The sequence below is a fragment of the Brevibacillus invocatus genome, from assembly GCF_003710915.1.
Lineage (GTDB): Bacteria > Bacillota > Bacilli > Brevibacillales > Brevibacillaceae > Brevibacillus > Brevibacillus invocatus.
On the sequence record NZ_RHHR01000028.1, the window covers coordinates 104,784 to 123,148 of the forward strand.

Annotated in this window: 15 protein-coding genes; 14 read left to right on the top strand and 1 reads right to left on the bottom strand. The window is 50.3% G+C overall.

Features of this window, described 5'->3' with window-relative positions; genetic code table 11:
- The first annotated feature begins 304 nt into the window (after positions 1–304).
- The 7 genes from ilvB (at position 305) to EDM52_RS15240 (ending at position 9,145) form a co-directional block, all read left to right on the top strand.
- Positions 305–2,041 carry a biosynthetic-type acetolactate synthase large subunit gene (gene ilvB / locus EDM52_RS15210; RefSeq protein WP_122909826.1) on the top strand — a complete coding sequence of 579 codons (1,737 nt, stop codon included), beginning with the start codon at positions 305–307 and terminating at the stop codon, positions 2,039–2,041.
- A complete protein-coding gene (gene ilvN, locus EDM52_RS15215; protein ID WP_122909827.1) occupies positions 2,042–2,548 on the top strand; it encodes an acetolactate synthase small subunit in 507 nt (168 codons plus the stop codon). It abuts the gene before it with no gap.
- 57 nt (positions 2,549–2,605) lie between these two features.
- Positions 2,606–3,628: a ketol-acid reductoisomerase gene (gene ilvC, locus EDM52_RS15220; protein WP_122909828.1), complete on the top strand. Its 1,023-nt coding sequence runs from the start codon at positions 2,606–2,608 to the stop codon at positions 3,626–3,628.
- A 139-nt stretch (positions 3,629–3,767) separates the two neighbouring features.
- Positions 3,768–5,300, top strand: coding sequence for a 2-isopropylmalate synthase (locus tag EDM52_RS15225; RefSeq protein WP_122909829.1), 1,533 nt, complete (start codon positions 3,768–3,770; stop codon positions 5,298–5,300).
- 83 nt (positions 5,301–5,383) lie between these two features.
- Entirely contained in the window at positions 5,384–6,472 is a 1,089-nt protein-coding gene (gene leuB / locus EDM52_RS15230) for a 3-isopropylmalate dehydrogenase (RefSeq protein WP_122909830.1), read from the top strand.
- 112 nt (positions 6,473–6,584) lie between these two features.
- Positions 6,585–7,643, top strand: coding sequence for a sodium:solute symporter family transporter (locus tag EDM52_RS15235; RefSeq protein ID WP_183185126.1), 1,059 nt, complete (start codon positions 6,585–6,587; stop codon positions 7,641–7,643).
- 251 nt (positions 7,644–7,894) lie between these two features.
- Positions 7,895–9,145: an MDR family MFS transporter gene (locus EDM52_RS15240; RefSeq protein WP_122909832.1), complete on the top strand. Its 1,251-nt coding sequence runs from the start codon at positions 7,895–7,897 to the stop codon at positions 9,143–9,145.
- A 116-nt stretch (positions 9,146–9,261) separates the two neighbouring features.
- On the opposite strand, the gene EDM52_RS15245 is transcribed toward EDM52_RS15240, so the two are convergent.
- Positions 9,262–10,704: an aminotransferase-like domain-containing protein gene (locus tag EDM52_RS15245; protein ID WP_122909833.1), complete on the bottom strand. Its 1,443-nt coding sequence runs from the start codon at positions 10,702–10,704 to the stop codon at positions 9,262–9,264.
- Between the two features lie 172 nt (positions 10,705–10,876).
- On the opposite strand from EDM52_RS15245, the gene EDM52_RS15250 reads away from it, so the two are divergent.
- From EDM52_RS15250 to EDM52_RS15280, 7 genes are all read left to right on the top strand, one after another.
- Positions 10,877–11,383, top strand: coding sequence for a MogA/MoaB family molybdenum cofactor biosynthesis protein (locus EDM52_RS15250; protein WP_122909834.1), 507 nt, complete (start codon positions 10,877–10,879; stop codon positions 11,381–11,383).
- A gap of 127 nt (positions 11,384–11,510) precedes the next feature.
- The gene (locus tag EDM52_RS15255) at positions 11,511–13,292 is read left to right on the top strand and encodes a B12-binding domain-containing radical SAM protein (protein ID WP_122909835.1); all 1,782 of its coding nucleotides are present in this window, start codon (positions 11,511–11,513) and stop codon (positions 13,290–13,292) included.
- Between the two features lie 78 nt (positions 13,293–13,370).
- Entirely contained in the window at positions 13,371–13,985 is a 615-nt protein-coding gene (locus tag EDM52_RS15260; protein WP_122909836.1) for a DedA family protein, read from the top strand.
- Positions 13,986–13,988: 3 nt separating this feature from the next.
- Entirely contained in the window at positions 13,989–14,345 is a 357-nt protein-coding gene (locus tag EDM52_RS15265) for a DUF1294 domain-containing protein (RefSeq protein ID WP_122909837.1), read from the top strand.
- Between the two features lie 169 nt (positions 14,346–14,514).
- Positions 14,515–16,053 carry a spore germination protein gene (locus tag EDM52_RS15270; protein WP_122909838.1) on the top strand — a complete coding sequence of 513 codons (1,539 nt, stop codon included), beginning with the start codon at positions 14,515–14,517 and terminating at the stop codon, positions 16,051–16,053.
- Positions 16,050–17,213 carry a GerAB/ArcD/ProY family transporter gene (locus tag EDM52_RS15275; protein WP_122909839.1) on the top strand — a complete coding sequence of 388 codons (1,164 nt, stop codon included), beginning with the start codon at positions 16,050–16,052 and terminating at the stop codon, positions 17,211–17,213. The genes EDM52_RS15270 and EDM52_RS15275 overlap by 4 nt, the downstream gene beginning before the upstream one ends.
- Entirely contained in the window at positions 17,206–18,360 is a 1,155-nt protein-coding gene (locus tag EDM52_RS15280) for a Ger(x)C family spore germination protein (protein ID WP_122909840.1), read from the top strand. Before EDM52_RS15275 ends, EDM52_RS15280 begins: the two co-directional genes overlap by 8 nt.
- Positions 18,361–18,365: the final 5 nt, after the last annotated feature.

The window sequence follows — 18,365 nt, forward strand, 5'->3', positions numbered from 1 at the left end:
CCGGGGTGCTGAAAGCCGGGTAAAGAGTACGACGCATTGCTCACCTCCGAGCTGTTTTACTGAAATCTGTGCACAAGCAGCCAGACAGTAGGTAGAACCGATTAACACCCGTTAGTGTGTTACAGTCCAATAACAAGTGACTGGCTGAGATCGGCCGACCGTGAGGCGCCGATAAAGTTGGGTGGTACCGCGAACCCTTTCGCCCCAAAAGACATGGAAAAAGAACCGTGTCGGGGCGAAAGGGTTTTTCTATGTGGTTATAGTTAAAAACAATACCTGTTGAGAAGTGGGAGGGGGAGAGAAAATGAGTGTTGAAATCGCTGAATTGAACAGTAAAAAAAGCATGCCGCCAATTCAGTTCGGTGAAGAAGTGTCAGGGGCTGAAACGCTGCTGCGCTGTCTGATCCTCGAGCAAGTAGAGCACATTTTTGGTTATCCAGGCGGTGCTGTATTGCCCATTTACGACTCGTTGTACGGGAGCTACTTTAAGCACATTTTGACCCGCCACGAGCAAGGCGCGATCCACGCAGCTGACGGATACGCTCGCGCAACAGGAAAGCCTGGTGTTTGCATCGCTACTTCCGGTCCGGGTGCTACCAACCTGGTGACAGGGATCGCCACTGCACAGATGGACTCTGTGCCGCTGGTCTGCATTACCGGGAACGTTGCACAGAACCTGATCGGAACGGACGCTTTCCAGGAGGCGAATATTACCGGCATCACGATCCCGATTACCAAGCACAGCTACTTCGTGCGAGACGTACGCGATCTGCCGAGAATCATCAAGGAAGCGTTCCATATCGCCACGACTGGCCGTCCCGGCCCCGTGTTGATCGACATTCCTAAAGACGTAGCCAATGCGAAGGCGCCTTTCTACTATCCGGAAGACGTGAACATCCGCGCTTACCGTGCTTCGCTGGTACCGAGTGATGAAGAGGTAAACACATTTGTCGAGGCGATCCGTTCCGCAAAAAAACCGGTGATTCTCGCTGGCGGCGGTATCATTGCAGCCGGTGCCGACAAAGAACTGCTGGCATTTGCCGAAAAGACCCGCATCCCTGTGATCAACACATTTATGGGATTGGGCGGCTTCCCCGGCGTGCATGAACTGTCGCTTGGAATGCCAGGCATGCATGGAAGCTACACAGCCAACCAAGCATTACTTCAAGCTGACTGTGTAATTGGACTTGGCGCTCGATTTGATGACCGCATTACGATGGGACGCACCAAAGAATTCGCTCCGAATGCACGCATCGTTCACGTGGATATTGACCCGGCTGAGCTGGGGAAAAACGTAGCGACAGCAGTCACCGTAGCTGGAGATGTGAAAAGCACGCTGCAAAAGGCCTTGCCGCTGGTATCGGCATGTGACTCGCAGGCTTGGATCAACCAGTTGAAAGAGTGGCAGCAGCAACAGCCGTACAAGTATAAGAAGGAAGACGGCGTCTTGAAACCGCAAGCGGTGATTGAACTTCTGTACAACACGACAGAGGGAAATGCGATCGTCACGACTGACGTGGGACAGCATCAGATGTGGACCGCGCAGTACTACAAATTCAAGCACTCCCGTTCCTTCATTTCTTCCGGCGGTCTCGGTACGATGGGCTTTGGATTCCCGTCTGCGGTCGGAGCCCAAATCGCGCATCCAGACCGGACAGTCATTGCAGTAGTTGGGGATGGCGGCTTCCAGATGACGAATCAGGAGCTGGCGATTGTCTCCCAGTACAACATTCCGGTCAAGGTAGTCATTCTGAACAACCAATGCTTAGGGATGGTTCGTCAGTGGCAAGAGCTCTTTTACGACAACCGTTACAGCCAGATCGATTTGACCTGCAGTCCAGATTTCGTCAAACTGGCTGAAGCCTACGGTGTAAAAGGTTTGCGCGCAAGCACGCAAGAAGAAGCAGAGCGTGTATGGGCAGAAGCCCTTGAGCACAACGGGCCAGTAGTCATCGACTTCCGTGTAGCACCGGGAGAAAACGTCTATCCGATGGTTGCGTCAGGCAACACCTTAGATCAGATGGAATTGGGGGAAGAGTAGATGCAGCGACATACGATTGCCGTACTTGTAAATGATCAACCCGGCGTATTGACCCGTGTCGCGACCCTGTTCGGTCAGAGAGGCTTTAACATCGACAGCATTACGGTTGGTGGGTCAGAGGAAGCAGGCTTGTCCCGCATGGTGATCAGCACAGGCGGGGATGATCAGCAGATCAATCAGTTGATGAAGCAGCTGTACAAACTCATCGATGTGATTTCTGTCACAAATCTGAGCGCCAATCCCTTTGTTTCGCGGGAGCTTGCTCTGATAAAGGTAAGTGCCACTCCAAGCCAATTGGCAGAGCTAAACGGAATTGTTGAACCCTTCCGCGCAGCGATTGTCGATGTAGGCCCAGAATCATTGATCGTTCAGGTAACAGGGGATACGGAGAAAATCGATGCTTTGCTCATTCTTTTGCAAAGCTATGGTGTACTCGAATTGACTCGTACCGGGTCAGTGGCGATGGCACGCAGTATTGTACCAGCAGAAGCAGCAGCAACTGTATAGTACAAAAAATTCTGAATTAAAATTCAAACTAAACAACATTTCAAGGAGGCTATACAAATGGTTAAAATGTACTACGAAGCAGACGTGAACAAAGAGGTACTGCGTGGCAAAACAATCGCAATTATCGGTTATGGTAGCCAAGGGCATGCACAAGCACAAAACCTGCGTGACAGCGGCTTTAAAGTAGTGGTAGGTCTTCGTCCAGGAAAATCTTGGGACGTAGCAGTAAAAGACGGCTTTGAAGTACTGACAGTAGCAGAAGCAACCAAACGTGCAGACGTCGTACAAATCCTGATGCCGGATGAGCGTCAAGCACAAGTATACCGCGATGAAGTAGCTCCAAACCTGAAATCCGGTGCTGCACTTTGCTTCTCTCACGGTTTCAACATTCACTACGCACAAATCGTGCCGCCAGCTGACGTAGACGTGATCATGTCTGCTCCAAAAAGCCCTGGTCACCTGGTTCGCCGCGTATACCAAGAAGGCTTTGGCGTACCTGGTCTGATCGCGATCTATCAAGACGCGACTGGCAACGCAAAAGACATCGCGCTGGCATACTCCAGCGGTATCGGTTGCACCAAAGCTGGCGTTATCGAAACAACATTCCGTGAAGAGACTGAAACCGACCTGTTTGGTGAGCAAGCCGTACTTTGCGGTGGCGCAAGCGAGCTGGTAAAAGCAGGTTTCGATACGCTGGTAGAAGCAGGCTACGCTCCAGAGATCGCGTACTTCGAGTGCTTGCATGAGCTGAAACTGATCGTTGACCTGATGTACGAAGGCGGATTGGCTCGTATGCGCTATTCCATCAGTGACACAGCTGAATACGGAGACTACAGCGTAGGTCGCCGCATCATCACAGACGAAACTCGCAAAGAAATGAAAAAAGTTCTGTCCGAAATCCAAGATGGTACGTTTGCTCGCAATTGGATCTTGGAAAACCAAGCAAACCGCCCAGGTTTCACTTCCCGTCGTCGTCTGGAAGCAGAACATGGCATCGAAGTTGTGGGTGAGCAACTGCGCGGCATGATGTCCTGGATCGATAAATCCGAGAAAAAAGAAGAAGTAAAAGCAGGTAAGTAATAAGCTTTCTCGATAAAAGATCAAAAACTTGGCTCCGCCAAGCGTTGGCGGGGCCTACATTGTACGTAGTCGATCGGGTAGACATATACATTCCTATCGACGAAATAAGCGTTGGGAAAAATGTGGAGGTGAATAGTTCATGCGGACCATTGAGATTTTTGATACAACATTGCGTGACGGGGAACAGTCTCCGGGCGTCAACATCAGCACGAACGAAAAGGTGGAGATCGCCCTTCAACTGGAGAAACTGGGCGTTACGAGAATCGAGGCTGGCTTTGCTGCTGCCTCTCCCGGTGACCAAAAGTCTGTGGCCGAAGTAGCGAAGCGCGTGAAAAATGCGACCATTGTCAGTCTGGCTCGTGCCGTAAAAGACGACATGGATAAGGCATATGAAGCGCTGCGCAACGCGGAAAACGCATCCCTCCACGTCTTTCTTGCAACGTCTCCGATTCACCGCGAATTCAAGCTGAACATGAGCAAGGAGCAAGTGCTCCAGCGTGCCGTGGAAGCTGTCACTTATGCGAAAAAGTACTTCAAAGAAGTGCAATTCTCGGCTGAAGATGCGGCTCGCACAGAGATCGACTTCTTGAAACAGGTAGTAGAGGCAGTCATCAAGGCGGGAGCGACGACCGTGAATATTCCAGATACCGTCGGCTACATGACTCCGATTGAGTACGGAAATATCTTCCGGGAGCTGAAACAAGTACCTGGTGCCGACATGATTCGTCTGAGCTGCCATTGTCACGATGATTTGGGCATGGCTGTAGCGAACAGCTTGGCGGCGATCGAAGGCGGAGCAACACAAGTCGAAGGTACCATCAACGGTATCGGCGAGCGTGCAGGTAACGCAGCTTTGGAGGAAGTTGCATTGGCGCTGGAGACTCGCAAGGATTACTATCAAGCTACGACCAAAATGAACCTGAAGGAAATCGCGCGTACCAGCCAGCTGGTCAGCCGTTTGACCGGTATGATTGTGCCGGGCAACAAAGCGATTGTAGGGGCGAATGCCTTTGCCCATGAATCAGGTATTCATCAGGATGGCGTGCTGAAAAACGTAACCACTTACGAGATCATTCGCCCTGAATCTGTGGGCTTCAAATCCAACAAGCTGGTTCTTGGCAAGCACTCCGGACGCCATGCGTTCAAGGAAAAGCTGATCGAACTGGGCTACCACCTGGAGCAAGAAGAAGTGAATGCCGCATTTGCCGCATTCAAAGTCCTGTGCGACAAGAAAAAAGAGATTTCGGACGACGACATTCTCGCCCTTGTCGACGCCAAGATGGAGCGCGGACCAGAAGCGTTCCAACTGGAATCTGTGCAACTGGCCTACGGAAACATTTCCGTGCCTACTGCTAGTGTGCGCTTGCTGCGTGCCGATGGTTCGATCTGTGAAGAAGCGGCATGTGGAAACGGCTCTGTCGATTCCATCTACAAGGCGATTGATCGCGCGACTGGCGAAGAAGTGACCCTGACCGATTACAAAATCCTTTCGGTCACACACGGCAAGGATGCGCTGGGTGAAGTGTACGTTCGTTTGCAACAAGGTGAACTGAGCGTGACTGGCCGCGGTGTTAGCACCGACGTGCTGGAAGCGAGTGCGATTGCATATATTCGTGCCGTCAACAAGATTTTGGAACGGCGCAGTGAGTCGATGCCGGTAGCTGTCAACTAGAGCAGACACATCTGAAGCCGGATAGGAAATAAAGAAACCACCAGAGAACGAAAAAACCATTACTGAAGAAAAGCGGGATAAAGATGAAGAAAAACTATCGCATCGCCGTTCTTCCTGGGGACGGTATTGGACCGGAGATTATGCAAGAAGCCGTAAAGGTCCTCACTCTTGTAGGTGAAAAGACAGGCGTTACCTTTACATGTGAAGAAGCGCGTATCGGCGGTATCGCGATTGATACCGATGGAACGCCACTGCCGGAAGAAACCTTGAAGCTGGCAAAGGAATCAGATGCCGTTCTGCTGGGAGCCGTCGGAGGTCCAAAATGGGATCAAAATCCTGGACATCTGCGCCCTGAAACAGGACTTTTGGGAATCCGCAAAGGGCTCGGTCTGTTTGCGAACATCCGACCTGCAAACATGCACAGCTCGCTGGTAGACGCGTCTACGCTCAAGCCAGAAGTCGTTTCCGGCGTAGATTTGATCGTTGTGCGTGAACTGACCGGAGGGATCTACTTCGGTGAGAAAAAGCGCTACGATGGTCCAAATGGAGAAGTAGCGGAAGATCAGTGCATCTACAATGAACAGGAAATCGAGCGCATTATCCGGGTTTCCTTTGACATTGCTCGCAAGCGTCAAAAACGTGTCGTTTCCGTCGATAAAGCAAACGTACTGGAAAGCTCCCGCCTCTGGCGCAAAGTGGCAGAGCGTGTGGCAGCTGACTATCCGGATGTGGAATTGACCCATCAACTGGTTGACTCCTGCGCGATGCAGCTAGTACGTGATCCGAAGCAGTTTGACGTCATCGTGACAGAGAACATGTTCGGAGACATCCTGAGCGACCAAGCAGCGATGCTGACTGGATCGATCGGAATGCTTTCCTCGGCTAGTCTCGCGGCAGGCAGCTTTGGCCTGTTCGAGCCGGTACATGGCTCTGCTCCTGACATTGCTGGCAAAGGCATTGCCAACCCATTGGCGACGATCCTTTCCGTTGCGATGATGCTCCGTCTCTCACTGGAAATGGATGAAGCAGCAGATGCAGTGGAAAAAGCAGTCTGGGCTGTACTGGAAGCGGGTCACCGCACAGGCGATATCGCTGCAGACCGCAGCAAAGCCATCGGCACACTCGAAATGGGTCAGCTCGTTCGCGACGAGTTGAACAAAATCTTGAACTAACGAATCGCAAGAAGATAAACCCTGCCACCTCCCATGATGGGATGAAATGGCAGGGTTTAACTCTTTTCTGTCATCACGTGGAGGGAGAAGACAAGTGCACGCATTCCCATTTATGCTGAGTTTTGCATCTATTCTAATCATAACTGTGTTTGGGGGTCTTGCTGCTCAAATCCTTGCAGCGCTGCCATTTGTCTCTGTTTTTTGGCAGGGTCAGCTTTCGTCGCTGGCACTCGTTCCGGCTTTCTTGATCATCGCTTATGTATGGGCAGGAGGATTCATGGGGGCCAGTGTGGTCGGGACGATGAAGACGATGATGCTGACTGTACTCTTGTTTGGGACAGGGGCATGGCTGTGGTGGGGGAGTGATTGGGGTACGTATGTACACTGGTGGCAAGCAGGAAAGATCACGCTCGTCAATCATGAGGCAGGCCTTGGCTGGACGCAGGGGATTGCGATGCTGGTCGGAATTGTCTCTACACAGGCTTATCTTCAGCCGATCTTTGCCAGCAGGAGCGTTCGCGATGCGCGTACGGGAGCGATAACGGCCGGAGTATTGATTATTCTGATCGGTTTGGTGAGCGCATGGATCGGCATGTACATGAGTGATGCGTATCCAAATCTGTCATCTCCGCGAGAAGCCATACCGCAGTTCTTTTTGATGGAAGCGCCTGGCTGGGTTGCGGGTGCTGCCTGTGCTGTAATTCTGTTGTCGATTGTGATGACCGGAGCTGCTCTCACCTTGAGTATTTCGACGATCTTGAATCGGGATGTGATCCAACGATATACGCAGCGTTTTCGCGGTGAACAACAAAGCCTGCTGGTTTCACGTGCCTTGATTCTTGTCGTGATTGGAATTGCTTACGTGATGGTCTGCTGGGACGATCAGGCACTCATTTTGCATTGGGCATTTCTGGCGATGACGCTGCGGGGTGTCACGATCTTTTTCCCAATCCTGTTCTATCTCTTCCATGTAAAACCAATTAGCGAGAGGTGGTCTATTCTTGCCGTGTGGGGTGCGCCACTTTTCGCGCTGGTCTGGACTTGGGTGCTTCTGCCACTGACGGGTATCGACCCGTTGGTAGTGAGCAGCGCATGGAGCTTGCTTGCTCTAGTGCTGGGCTGGTGGGTCATGAAAAAAAGCTCACAGAATCAGCATGAAGAATCCAGGTAAAGAGTGCTCGACCGACTGGTGACACATAATCTTGCACCAAAAAAGACGCTTCCCATGGGAGCGTCTTTACATTTCCGGAACATATGTTCGTTTTTTGAAACATTTCAATAAAATGAGTGTATTTTCGACCTTCATATTATGAGTATAAATCATTCGCAATGTTAAGTCTATATTTTTGATCAAAGATGCTCTAAAGTTTGTATACCGGCCGGAAAAAATCATGTTTTGCAAAGCTTGTGAGGAGGATAGGAATGCAGATACGGTTATGGGATAACAACTTGAAAGTCCGATTAGTCGGAGAAGCACTATTTAACATGCTGTTTTGGATGTATTTTCCATTCATAACCGTTTATTTTGGTGCAGCATTGGGCAATCATATCGCGGGAATTTTGATGACCGTCCCGCCGATCTTCGGCCTTGTAGGGAGCCTGCTTGGAGGAGCTTTGGCAGACCGAATAGGAAGGCGGCCGGTGATGCTCTTAGGTGCATCACTTCAAATGGCTATGTTTGCCCTATTCGCCATGTCATCATCCCATTGGGTAGATTACATCGCATTTATTGGCATCGGGTTGGGAGGAGCCATTTATCGGCCGGCAAGTACAGCGATGGTTGCGGATCTGGTTCCCCCAGAGAATCGTAGACAAATATTTGCTACCTTCACAACGGCGAACAACCTTGGTGCAGTGCTGGGTCCTGCACTTGGTGCCATCTTCTTTTTCCACTATCGGGAAGAGCTGTTGTGGACCTGTGCACTGGTCACACTGTTGTATTTGATCGCCATCTATTACGTGGTCCATGAAACATTGCCGACTACGGTGAAAAGTCAGGGGGGTACGACTTCCCTTACCCGTGTATTCAAAGAGCAGTGCAAAGGATATGGCATCATTTTTCGAGATAAAGTATTTCTCATTTACACACTTGCTGGCATCTTTGCTCTGGTTCCAATTATGCAGTTGGATCTCTATCTACCGGTATACGTGATCAATCATGTCCCTGCCCAAGCGCTTTTCACCTGGAATGGAGACTCTCTGATGCTGTCCAGTACGGAGATTTATGGATGGCTGCTAGGCTTTAACGGATTGCTGTTTGTCTTGTTTATCCTCCCTGTTACGAAATGGTTCAACAGCTGGAAGGAGCGCGATGTCTTCATTCTGTCTTCGCTCTTGGCTGGGGTAGGTACGTTCGCGCTTGGACTGAACAGCAACATCTGGTATTTGTTTTTTATTACGATCATCTTCACTTTTGGCGAGATAGTACGTTCTCCGGTGACCCAGAGCTTTATCAGCCGTTATGCGCCTGAACATGCGAGAGGACAGTATTTGGGTGCCGACAGCTTGCAGCCCACGATTGGAAAATTTCTGGCGCCTGTGACGGTTTTCTTGTCCAGCTGGGTAATGCCGATGGGAATTTTCAGTATCATCCTGGTGTTTGCCTTCATTAGTATTGCGCTATATGTGTACTTATTCAGAATCTACGTGGAACAGCCCCACGCATCGGATTAATGGGATCGTACAATCAAGATTACGAATTCCATCAAAAAACTCGGCGAGAGCCTGCCAGCCTCGAAATCAGGTTGACAGGCGATCTGCCGAGTTTTGTCCATGTAGGGAGGTGGAATCTATCTGATCAAGGCGGCTCCAAGGCGATACAGCCAGTGCTTCAGCTCGCGCTCGTCCATCGGTGCCAAAGGGAAGCGGACAGCAGGGCGGCGTTCCGTATGGGCTGGTTCGTCAGGAACACGGAAGGCTTGGCCCGGTGTCAGCTCCAGACCTTCTTCGCGCAGGATGGCTAGGATGCGGTCTTCCTGTGCATTCGCATTGGCGGTAGGATTTCCCCATTCGATCCACGTATTCAATCCCCCGATGATCGGATACATCCGAGCATGAGCGGGCAAGGCGTGATGCTTTTCATTCCAGAGAAGCTGGAAGCGGGACTGGAACAAGGTTCGTCTGTCTGCCAGGTAGACATCGGAGAACCAGGAATCGTCCAATAGCCGGACGGCTGCATCGACGACCAAAAGCGAGGGTTCAGCCCCAGTCATGGCAACAAGCTGACGATTGCGCTCCAGCTCATCCGCACCCAGATCGGATGGAAGCATCAACACGCCGAGCTGCAGGTCGCGGGCAAGCGTTTTGGACAAGGAATGCAGGTAGTAGATTTGCACGGGGCGGTTTTCCTGCAAGGCCAATTGATAGAGGGTGAGGCTTGGACGCTGGAACCACAGATCGCCGTAATGATCATTTTCTACAATCCGTACGTTGTGACGAACTGCCCAGTCGAGCAGCTCTTCTTTTCGTTTGCGTGAGTAGCTGATCCCTGTTGGAAAGTGGTAGTGCGGATTAGCCAAAATCCAGTTCGCAGGATAGTTCTCCTGCTCTGCCTCCAAGGCTTCTATCGAGATGCCTTCCTCATCCACTCGGATCGGGCGCACGGTCACACCGCATTGACTGAGCAGCCGCAGGAACACCGGATAAGAATATTCTTCTACATAGACCACATCACGAGGGGTCATTACCCTCTGGGCCAGAAAAGCAAATCCACTCGTGCTGCGATTGAACAGCATGACGCGTTCAGGGGCGTGTGGAAGACCCCGCCTGGTCAAATGATCGGCAAATACCTTGTCTGCTTTTGCACGGCGAATTTTCTTCTGCGCAGAAGGTTCATCCAGCACGGTCAGGCTTTCGTAAAATGCGCTGCGCAGGCGCTTGACCAGCTCCTCGCCAGGACGCGGGGAGGAGTCTGACAAGGAGGCGATCGGGATATCTGTCAATGGCAGGCGATTATCCATGCGTGCTTCCTTTGCATGCACGGTGAGATAGTATCCTTTTCCGTGTACGGCTTCCAACCAGCCTTCTGCTGCCAGGTAATCGTATGCTTTTTTGACGGTCTCCAGGGAGCATCCGCTAGCCGTCTTCATCTCTCGCAAGGAAATCAGCTGCTGCCCGTCTACCAGAAAGGCTCCTCGCAAGATTGCGGTCTGTAACTGTTCGGCGAGTTGTACGTATATAGGCGTATGAGATTGTTTATGGAAATGAAACGAGAAAAAAGGGCGGTCTGCCATAGGGCTACGCCTCCTTCGCTGTCGAAAAATAGCAGTCATCAGCATTATAGCGGAAAGCGAGAGGGAAGGGATAGGGGAGAAGGCGAAATTCTTCGAGCGGCCCGACAGAAGCACCGGTTTGTGGAAAATGGTATGATAGTTGAAGTCGATATGGGATGAGGAGATGAAGCTGATGAGTACACGAGAACATAAAGCCGCAGCGCCCAAACAGGTCGCCTGTATGGTCATAACCGTGTCCGATACGAGGACGGAAGAGACGGACAAGAGCGGTCAATTGATGAAACAGCTGCTGGATGAGGCGGGTCATATGACCCAACTGTATCAAATCGTCAAGGATGAGCCGTCAGAGGTGATTGCTGCTATCGAAGCGGGTATCGCCGATTCGCAGGTGCAGGTGATCCTGTTGAATGGCGGGACGGGAATATCCCCACGCGACAATACCTTTGAAGCCGTATCCGGTATGCTGGACAAGGAAGTGCCTGGATTTGGCGAGTTGTTTCGAATGCTCAGCTATACAGAGGATATCGGGTCTGCAGCGATGCTGAGCCGTGCTGTGGCAGGCACCCGACAAGGAAAGATGATCTTTTCAACACCGGGCTCCACAGGTGCCGTACGATTGGCGATGACCAAGCTGATCGTGCCGGAATTGGGCCATGTAGTCCGCGAACTGAACCGATAGAGAAGGGCAGCTGGCAAGCTGGAATTGCTCCTGCTAGCCCGTTGTGGTACTGTAACGACAGGGAATTGACCGGCACAGCCCTTTCTTCCTGAAATGCCGGAAGGTGCAAGGAGAGAAGACCGAAAACATGAAGATTGTACTGACAACCTTAAACGCGAAGTTTATTCATTCATCACTTGCTTTACGCTATTTGCGCAGCTACGCCAAGCCAACCTTTCCACAGATTGATCTGGTTGAATATACGATTAACGACGTGACCATGAATATCGTGGCAGACCTCTACAAGCGTGAGCCCGACGTCGTCGCTTTTTCCTGCTACATCTGGAACATCAGGGAGACGCTCGATGTCGTTCGCAATCTGAAAAAAGTGCGTCCCGATTTGCCTGTCATCCTGGGTGGGCCGGAAGTGACCTATGACGCAGATCACTGGTTGAAGAAGCATCCGGAGATCGACGTGATTGTGATCGGTGAAGGAGAGCAGACCATCCTGGAGCTGCTGCAAACCTACCAGAAAGCAAAAGAAACCCAACAGCCCGCGCTTCTGCGTGAAGTCAACGGGATCGCCTATCGTGATGAGGAGGGGATCGTCCGTTTTTCCATGCCGCGAGCGCAGATTGAGGATCTCGATACGATTCCATCCCCGTTTGAGGACCATCTGGACGAGCTGAACAACCGTGTCGTCTATTTCGAAGCGTCACGCGGTTGTCCGTTCAAATGCCAGTACTGCTTGTCCTCGATCGAGGATGGCGTGCGTTATTTCAGTCTGGAGCGGGTGAAGTCCGACCTGCTTCGCCTGATCAACCACGGTGTCAAGACGATCAAGTTTGTAGACAGGACCTTTAACATCAATAAAAAATACGCACTGGAAATCTTTCAGTTTTTGATCGATAACCATAATGGTACGGTTTTTCAATTCGAAATTACTGCGGACATCCTGAGAGCGGACGTTCTTGACTTTTTGACAGAGAATGCTCCTCCCGGCATTTTCCGCTTCGAGATCGGCGTCCAGTCCACCAACGATGAAACCAACCGCCTCGTCCAACGGATTCAGCGCTTTGATAGACTGTCGCGCACTGTCACGCAGATTAAGGAATCCGGAAAAATCGATCAGCATCTCGATTTGATCGCGGGTCTACCGGAAGAGGATTATCAATCCTTCAGCAAAACGTTCAATGACGTCTTTGCCCTGCGACCGGAAGAGCTGCAGCTTGGATTCCTGAAAATGCTGCGCGGAACGGGTGTACGTGCACGTGCCACCGATCACGGCTATATTTTCATGGACGAAGCGCCTTACGAAATTCTTGGAAACAACGTCCTTTCGTTTGCGGATATGCAAAAGATCAAGCGTGTTGAGGATGTGCTGGAAAAATACTGGAATGACCATCGAATGGATTATACGCTGGAATGGCTGCTTGCCCATGTGTTCGAATCGCCATTCGAGTTCTTTCAGAGCTTTGGTGACTATTGGGAAAATAAAGGCTGGAGCCGTATCGGACACCAGCTGGAGGATTTGTTTACGCGACTTCAAGAATTCCTGGCGTATAAAGGGATCGAGAGGATGGATCACGTGGTCAGCCTCATGAAGTTTGACTATATGCGCAATCAGAAGCACCGCCCGCGCAGACTCTGGTGGGATGATGTACTAGAAAAACTGGAGATGCAGCAGATCTTTGCGACTGTTTATGAGCAACGCGATCGATTGCGTGCTGATTTTGGCGAGCATGCTGCTTCCGAGAAAGAGTACTTCAAGCATACGTTGACTGCGAAGATTTCTTTTGATATCGAGACCTGGATTCAAACGGGTGAGCTGATCTGTGGTTCGTTTATTCTCGTAGTGTACTATCCGTACAAGGATGAGCAGACAAATGCGTTTGTCGTGGTAGAGCAGGATCTGAGCATGGCAAAATAAGCATGTGCTGCGTATACAAGCCGCTGATAACATTCAATTCCGATGCAGACAAGCGGCGAAGATAGGGGATTTTGCCGGATGGAAGTTAACCTTCTGATGTCGATCATAGAGCAATACGGTTATGTAGCCATTTTTTTTCTGCTGTGGCTAGGTATCGTAGGTTTGCCCATTCCTGATGAGCTGGTAGTGGCTACTGGGGGTTTTTTGGTCTCAATCGGGATTTTAGACCCGTTCTACTCTTTATTGACCGCTTATCTCGGAGTGGCATCTGGATTGACAATCGGGTTTTTGCTAGGTAAATATTTTGGAAAGCCGATATTAGGCTGGTTGTCCAAAAAGGAAAAGATGAGGGCAAAGGTCGAGCGTTCTACCGCGTTGCTGGAGAAATACGGAACCACAGCGCTATGCATCAGCTATCTGTTTCCGGTTGTAAGGCATCTGGTGCCCTATCTGGTGGCGATGGGCGGGATGACGTATCGGCGTTATGCCTTACTGTCCTATCCGATCGGCTTGGTCTGGACCGTTGCCTTTTATTTGATCGGCTACGTATTTGGGCGCAACGTGGAGACGATTATCGGAATGATTCGGTCGTATGGAGCCTACACGCTGATGGCTCTCCTGGTCGTCCTTGGCGTAGTGCTGCTCGTGCGGAAAATGCGTGGGGGCACTTCACAGGCCAAAAGGGGGGAGTAGGGAATGAAACAGCAGCTGAAGCTTCATCGCAGAAATCGGAATTTGCTGCTCATCGTGGCGTGGCTCCTGAACCTCGCAGGCCTATTCTCTTTTTCAACGCCATGGCTGCTGGTGGTCGGGGTGGTGCTGGTAAACGCGTATGCATGGTTTCTCATGGCAAGTGACAAGGATCGAGCAAAAGCAAACAGCTTTCGGATTCCAGAGGCCAGTCTGCTGCTTGTCGCCGCATTGGGCGGGGCAGCAGGAGCTCTTCTCGGCATGCTGCTTCACCGCCACAAGACGAAGCATCTTCGCTTTACCGTTCTGATTCCTTTTTTTCTAGCAGTCCAACTTTTCGCACTTGTTTCCTGGCTTAAATGATATTCATAGGATTGGCAAGGTTCCGTATCGCATAGATACGGAATTTTTCTAATGCCAAATCTTCCGTGTCATGGGTTATTCGTGCAGGAAAAGGGATTTCTTTTCCATTGTTGGGTACACTAACGTACATCCCAATGAACTCTTCGCGTACTTGAGAGGGGGAGGTTACTTGAGCCAGTTTTGGAATGCGTGGAAAAAAAGGAAGGAAAGCCTCCGGGATCAGTCGCTTCAGCAGCATGCCAGTAAAAGTATGGAAAGTGTCGATGACGTGACCATTACGACCGACCTGGATGAAAATATTGCCTTGATTGAGCATCAGCTGGGGAAAAGCGATGATTTGGTTGTACGAAGATTTCAGGTCAAGACCGGTCAAGATGCAGCACTTGTTTTTCTGGATGGCATGGTGGACTGCGATGTGATCAGTCAATACATCATACAAAACTTGACGTCCTCCAGCATCACTTACGATAAATCGGCTACAAATGAATTGGAAACGACAACAGGTTTGAGGCAGATCATTCGAAACATCTTGTCTGGCAACACGGTTCTGATGATCGAAGGAGAAACGGAAGCATATCTGAACAATACTCGCGGCTGGGCCAGAAGAGGTGTGGAAGAACCTCAGACGGAATCAGTCGTACGCGGACCTCGTGACGGCTTTTGTGAGACGTTGATGGTGAATGCCTCCTTGGTTCGGTTTCGACTGAAGGATCCCAATCTGCGCGTCCGTCACATGATTGTTGGCCAACGTACACAGACAGACATTTTTGTGCTCTATATCGAGGGCTTGGCCCATCCTCCCATCGTGGAAGAGATTATCAGCCGACTGGAAAAGTTGAATCTGGATGCTGTGCTGGAGAGCGGTTATATCGAACAAATGATCCAGGACAACCGCTACTCGCCCTTCCCACAAATTCAAAACACCGAGCGTCCTGACAAGGTAGTCGCGAATCTGTTGGAAGGAAAGGTAGGCATACTCGTAGATGGCACTCCGTTCGCACTGATCGCGCCATCCGTCTTTTCACAGTTTTATCAAAGTCCAGAGGATTATTACGAGCGCTTTTATATTGCTTCTCTCATTCGCTTCATCCGGATCATCAGCATCTCGATCGCGCTATTGCTTCCATCCCTTTATATCGCCTTCAGTTCCTTTCATCCGGAAATGATTCCCTCGAGGCTTGTTATCGCAATGGCAGCTGGTCGATCTACCGTGCCATTTCCTTCTTTAGTGGAAGCGCTAATCATGGAAATGGCCATTGAAATCCTACGTGAAGCCAGCGTTCGCTTGCCAGGTCCAATCGGGCCAACCATTGGAATCGTGGGAGCGCTGGTGGTAGGGGAGGCGGCTGTTTCCGCTGGACTGGTCAGTCCGATCATGGTCATCATTGTCGCTGTTACGACGATTGGCTCGTTTGCATCCCCCAGCTATAGTGCCGCGATTGCCATCCGGATGCTGCGATTTCCTGTCATGCTGTTGGCAGGAATGTTCGGGCTGTACGGGATCATGTTGTTCATCATCCTTATTCTGGTCCACCTGTCTTCACTCAAATCTTTTGGTGTGCCGTATATGTCGCCACTAAGTCCGCTCAATCTGCAAGGAATGAAGGATCTTTTCCTGCGGGTGCCATATCATTTGATGACCAAAAGGCCAACCATGTTTCGGGTGCATGACAAAATTCGTTTGAAAGAGGAGGATGACCAGTCGTGAAGAAACAGAACGGCGGCAATGCTCATTTTTCCTTCACCTCCTGGCAGCAAACCTGCCTGATCACCAGTACGCTGATTGGTGTTGGGGTGTTGACTTTGCCACGAACTGCCACTTCCCGATTGCTGGAGGCTGGATGGATCGTACCGATACTTGGATCCATCGGAGCTTATTTTGCCCTCTGGATGATAACCAAGCTGAGTCGACGCTTCCCAGGCATGACCATCATTGAATACAGTCCGCTTGTGTGGGCTTCGCCTGAGAATCCTCGGCTTGGCAAAATTTTAAGCCTGCCTTGGATTTTCATTTATCTGATGTTTTTATATGTGATCTCGGCAATCAGCTCTCGTATTTTTGGGGAAGTGGTTGTCACTTCGGTTTTGCTCAATACGCCGCTGGAAGTCATTATCATTACGATGTTTTTACTCGCCTATTTTTTGTGTCTGCACGAGGTGGAAGTCGTAGCACGTGTGAACGAAATTCTGTTTCCTTTAAACCTGTTCCCTGTATTATTCATCGCTTTCGCCTCTTTTCAAAAAGCTGAGTGGAACCACCTATTTCCGTTGGTTCGCGTGCCTGGAAAATCGATGCTGGAAGGGGCGCTTGAAGCTACGTATTCTTTTTCTGGCTACGAGATTATGATGATCTACTTTGCTTTTGCTCAACGGACAAGTAACAAGGAAAAAGCAGGCTTTTTCGGGATTTTGATTACCACGGTCGTATATACGCTAATCGTGGTGGCGGGGATTACGGTTTTTGGTTATGAAGAGCTGCAGCGGGTTACCTGGCCGACACTGGAGCTGGTGAAAACCACCCAGGTGCCAGGTCTGATTTTGGAAAGGCTGGAATCAGCTTTTCTAGCTGTTTGGGTTGCAGCTGTATTTACGACGATTGCAAATAGCTATTACACCTTTATATACGGGTTGCGCCAATTTTTTGGGAAAGGGATCGTGTTTCAACGGATTGCTGCCTTGTTCTTGCTCATTCCCTTGTTCTTCATCGCGTTATGGCCACAAAATATCGTCGAGATTTTTAAAGTGAGTTCGTTGATTGGTCTGGGTGGCCTGTGCCTCAATATCGGCATCCCGCTCATTTACTGGCTTGTCCTTTTTCTGAGAGGTAAAGGGTGGGATGAGTCAAAGGAGAGGAAGGCAGATGGCTAAAAGGTGGTTACTTGTTTGCATGATGCTGATCGTATCTTGCATGCTGACAGGATGCTGGGATCGTAGAGAATTGGAGGAGCGAGCTTCCGTTCTGGCAATTGCGGTCGATGTGGACGAAGAAAACGAAAAAAATTATCGAATGACTGTGCAAATCCCCATTCCCCTCAAAATCGCGGGGAGTAGCGGTCAGGGGGGAGGAAGCAATACTGACGCAGTCAAGATCATGAGTGTCACTGGAAGGACGATTTCCGATGCTACGAGCAATTTGCAGCTGCGTCTAAATCAGCGCCTATTCCTGGGGCATACGCGTGTCTTGGCTGTAAGCGAAGAGATCGCGCGCGAGGGAATCGAACACATCATGGACGGATTTCGCAGAGAACCGCAAATCCGACGCCTCCTCTGGCCGATCATCGTGAAAGGAAAAGCGGCCTCTTTGCTGGAAATCAAGCCGGAATTGGCTCAAATTCCTGTCGTCTTCATCATGGATCTCATCGAAAACGGACAAAAGATGGGGATCATTCCGAACAAGACATTGGGAGATTTCTTTAACGCAACCTCCAACAAAGCCATGCAGCCTTTACTGAACTACGTGGAAGCGAGCAGAAACGAAGTAAAGTGGAAGGGGATCGCGATCTTTCGCAATCATCGTATGGTGGGCTCCTTGAACCCCAATCATACCTGGTCTCTCTTACAAATCAGGGATAAAAAAAGGGGAGGAGATGTCGTCGTTAAGCTTCCTGAAACCGAAGATGATTATGTAACATTTCGTCCTCGTTTTGTCGATTCTAACCTGGAATTGAAGCCTCTGCTTAGGCGTGAAGAAGGACTTGAAGCGATTTACCACTGCGAGATTCAAGGGGATATCGTGGAGCTTACCAAACAAGGATATAGAAAAGGGGCGCCGGAGAAGTTTATCAAAGAAATGGAGGCATTGATCAAGAAGGAAATGGAGGAAAGAGCTGAACAAATGATTGTGAAAGTACAGAAACAGTACAACAGCGACATTTTCAAGCTGGGACTGAAACTGCGAGGGCATCATTATCGCGATTACTGGATCAAGCATGACTGGATTCAGGATTTCAGGAACTTCCCAATTCGTGTGGAATACACGATCAAATTGCGCCGTCTGGGTATGGAAATGCAATAAATGAA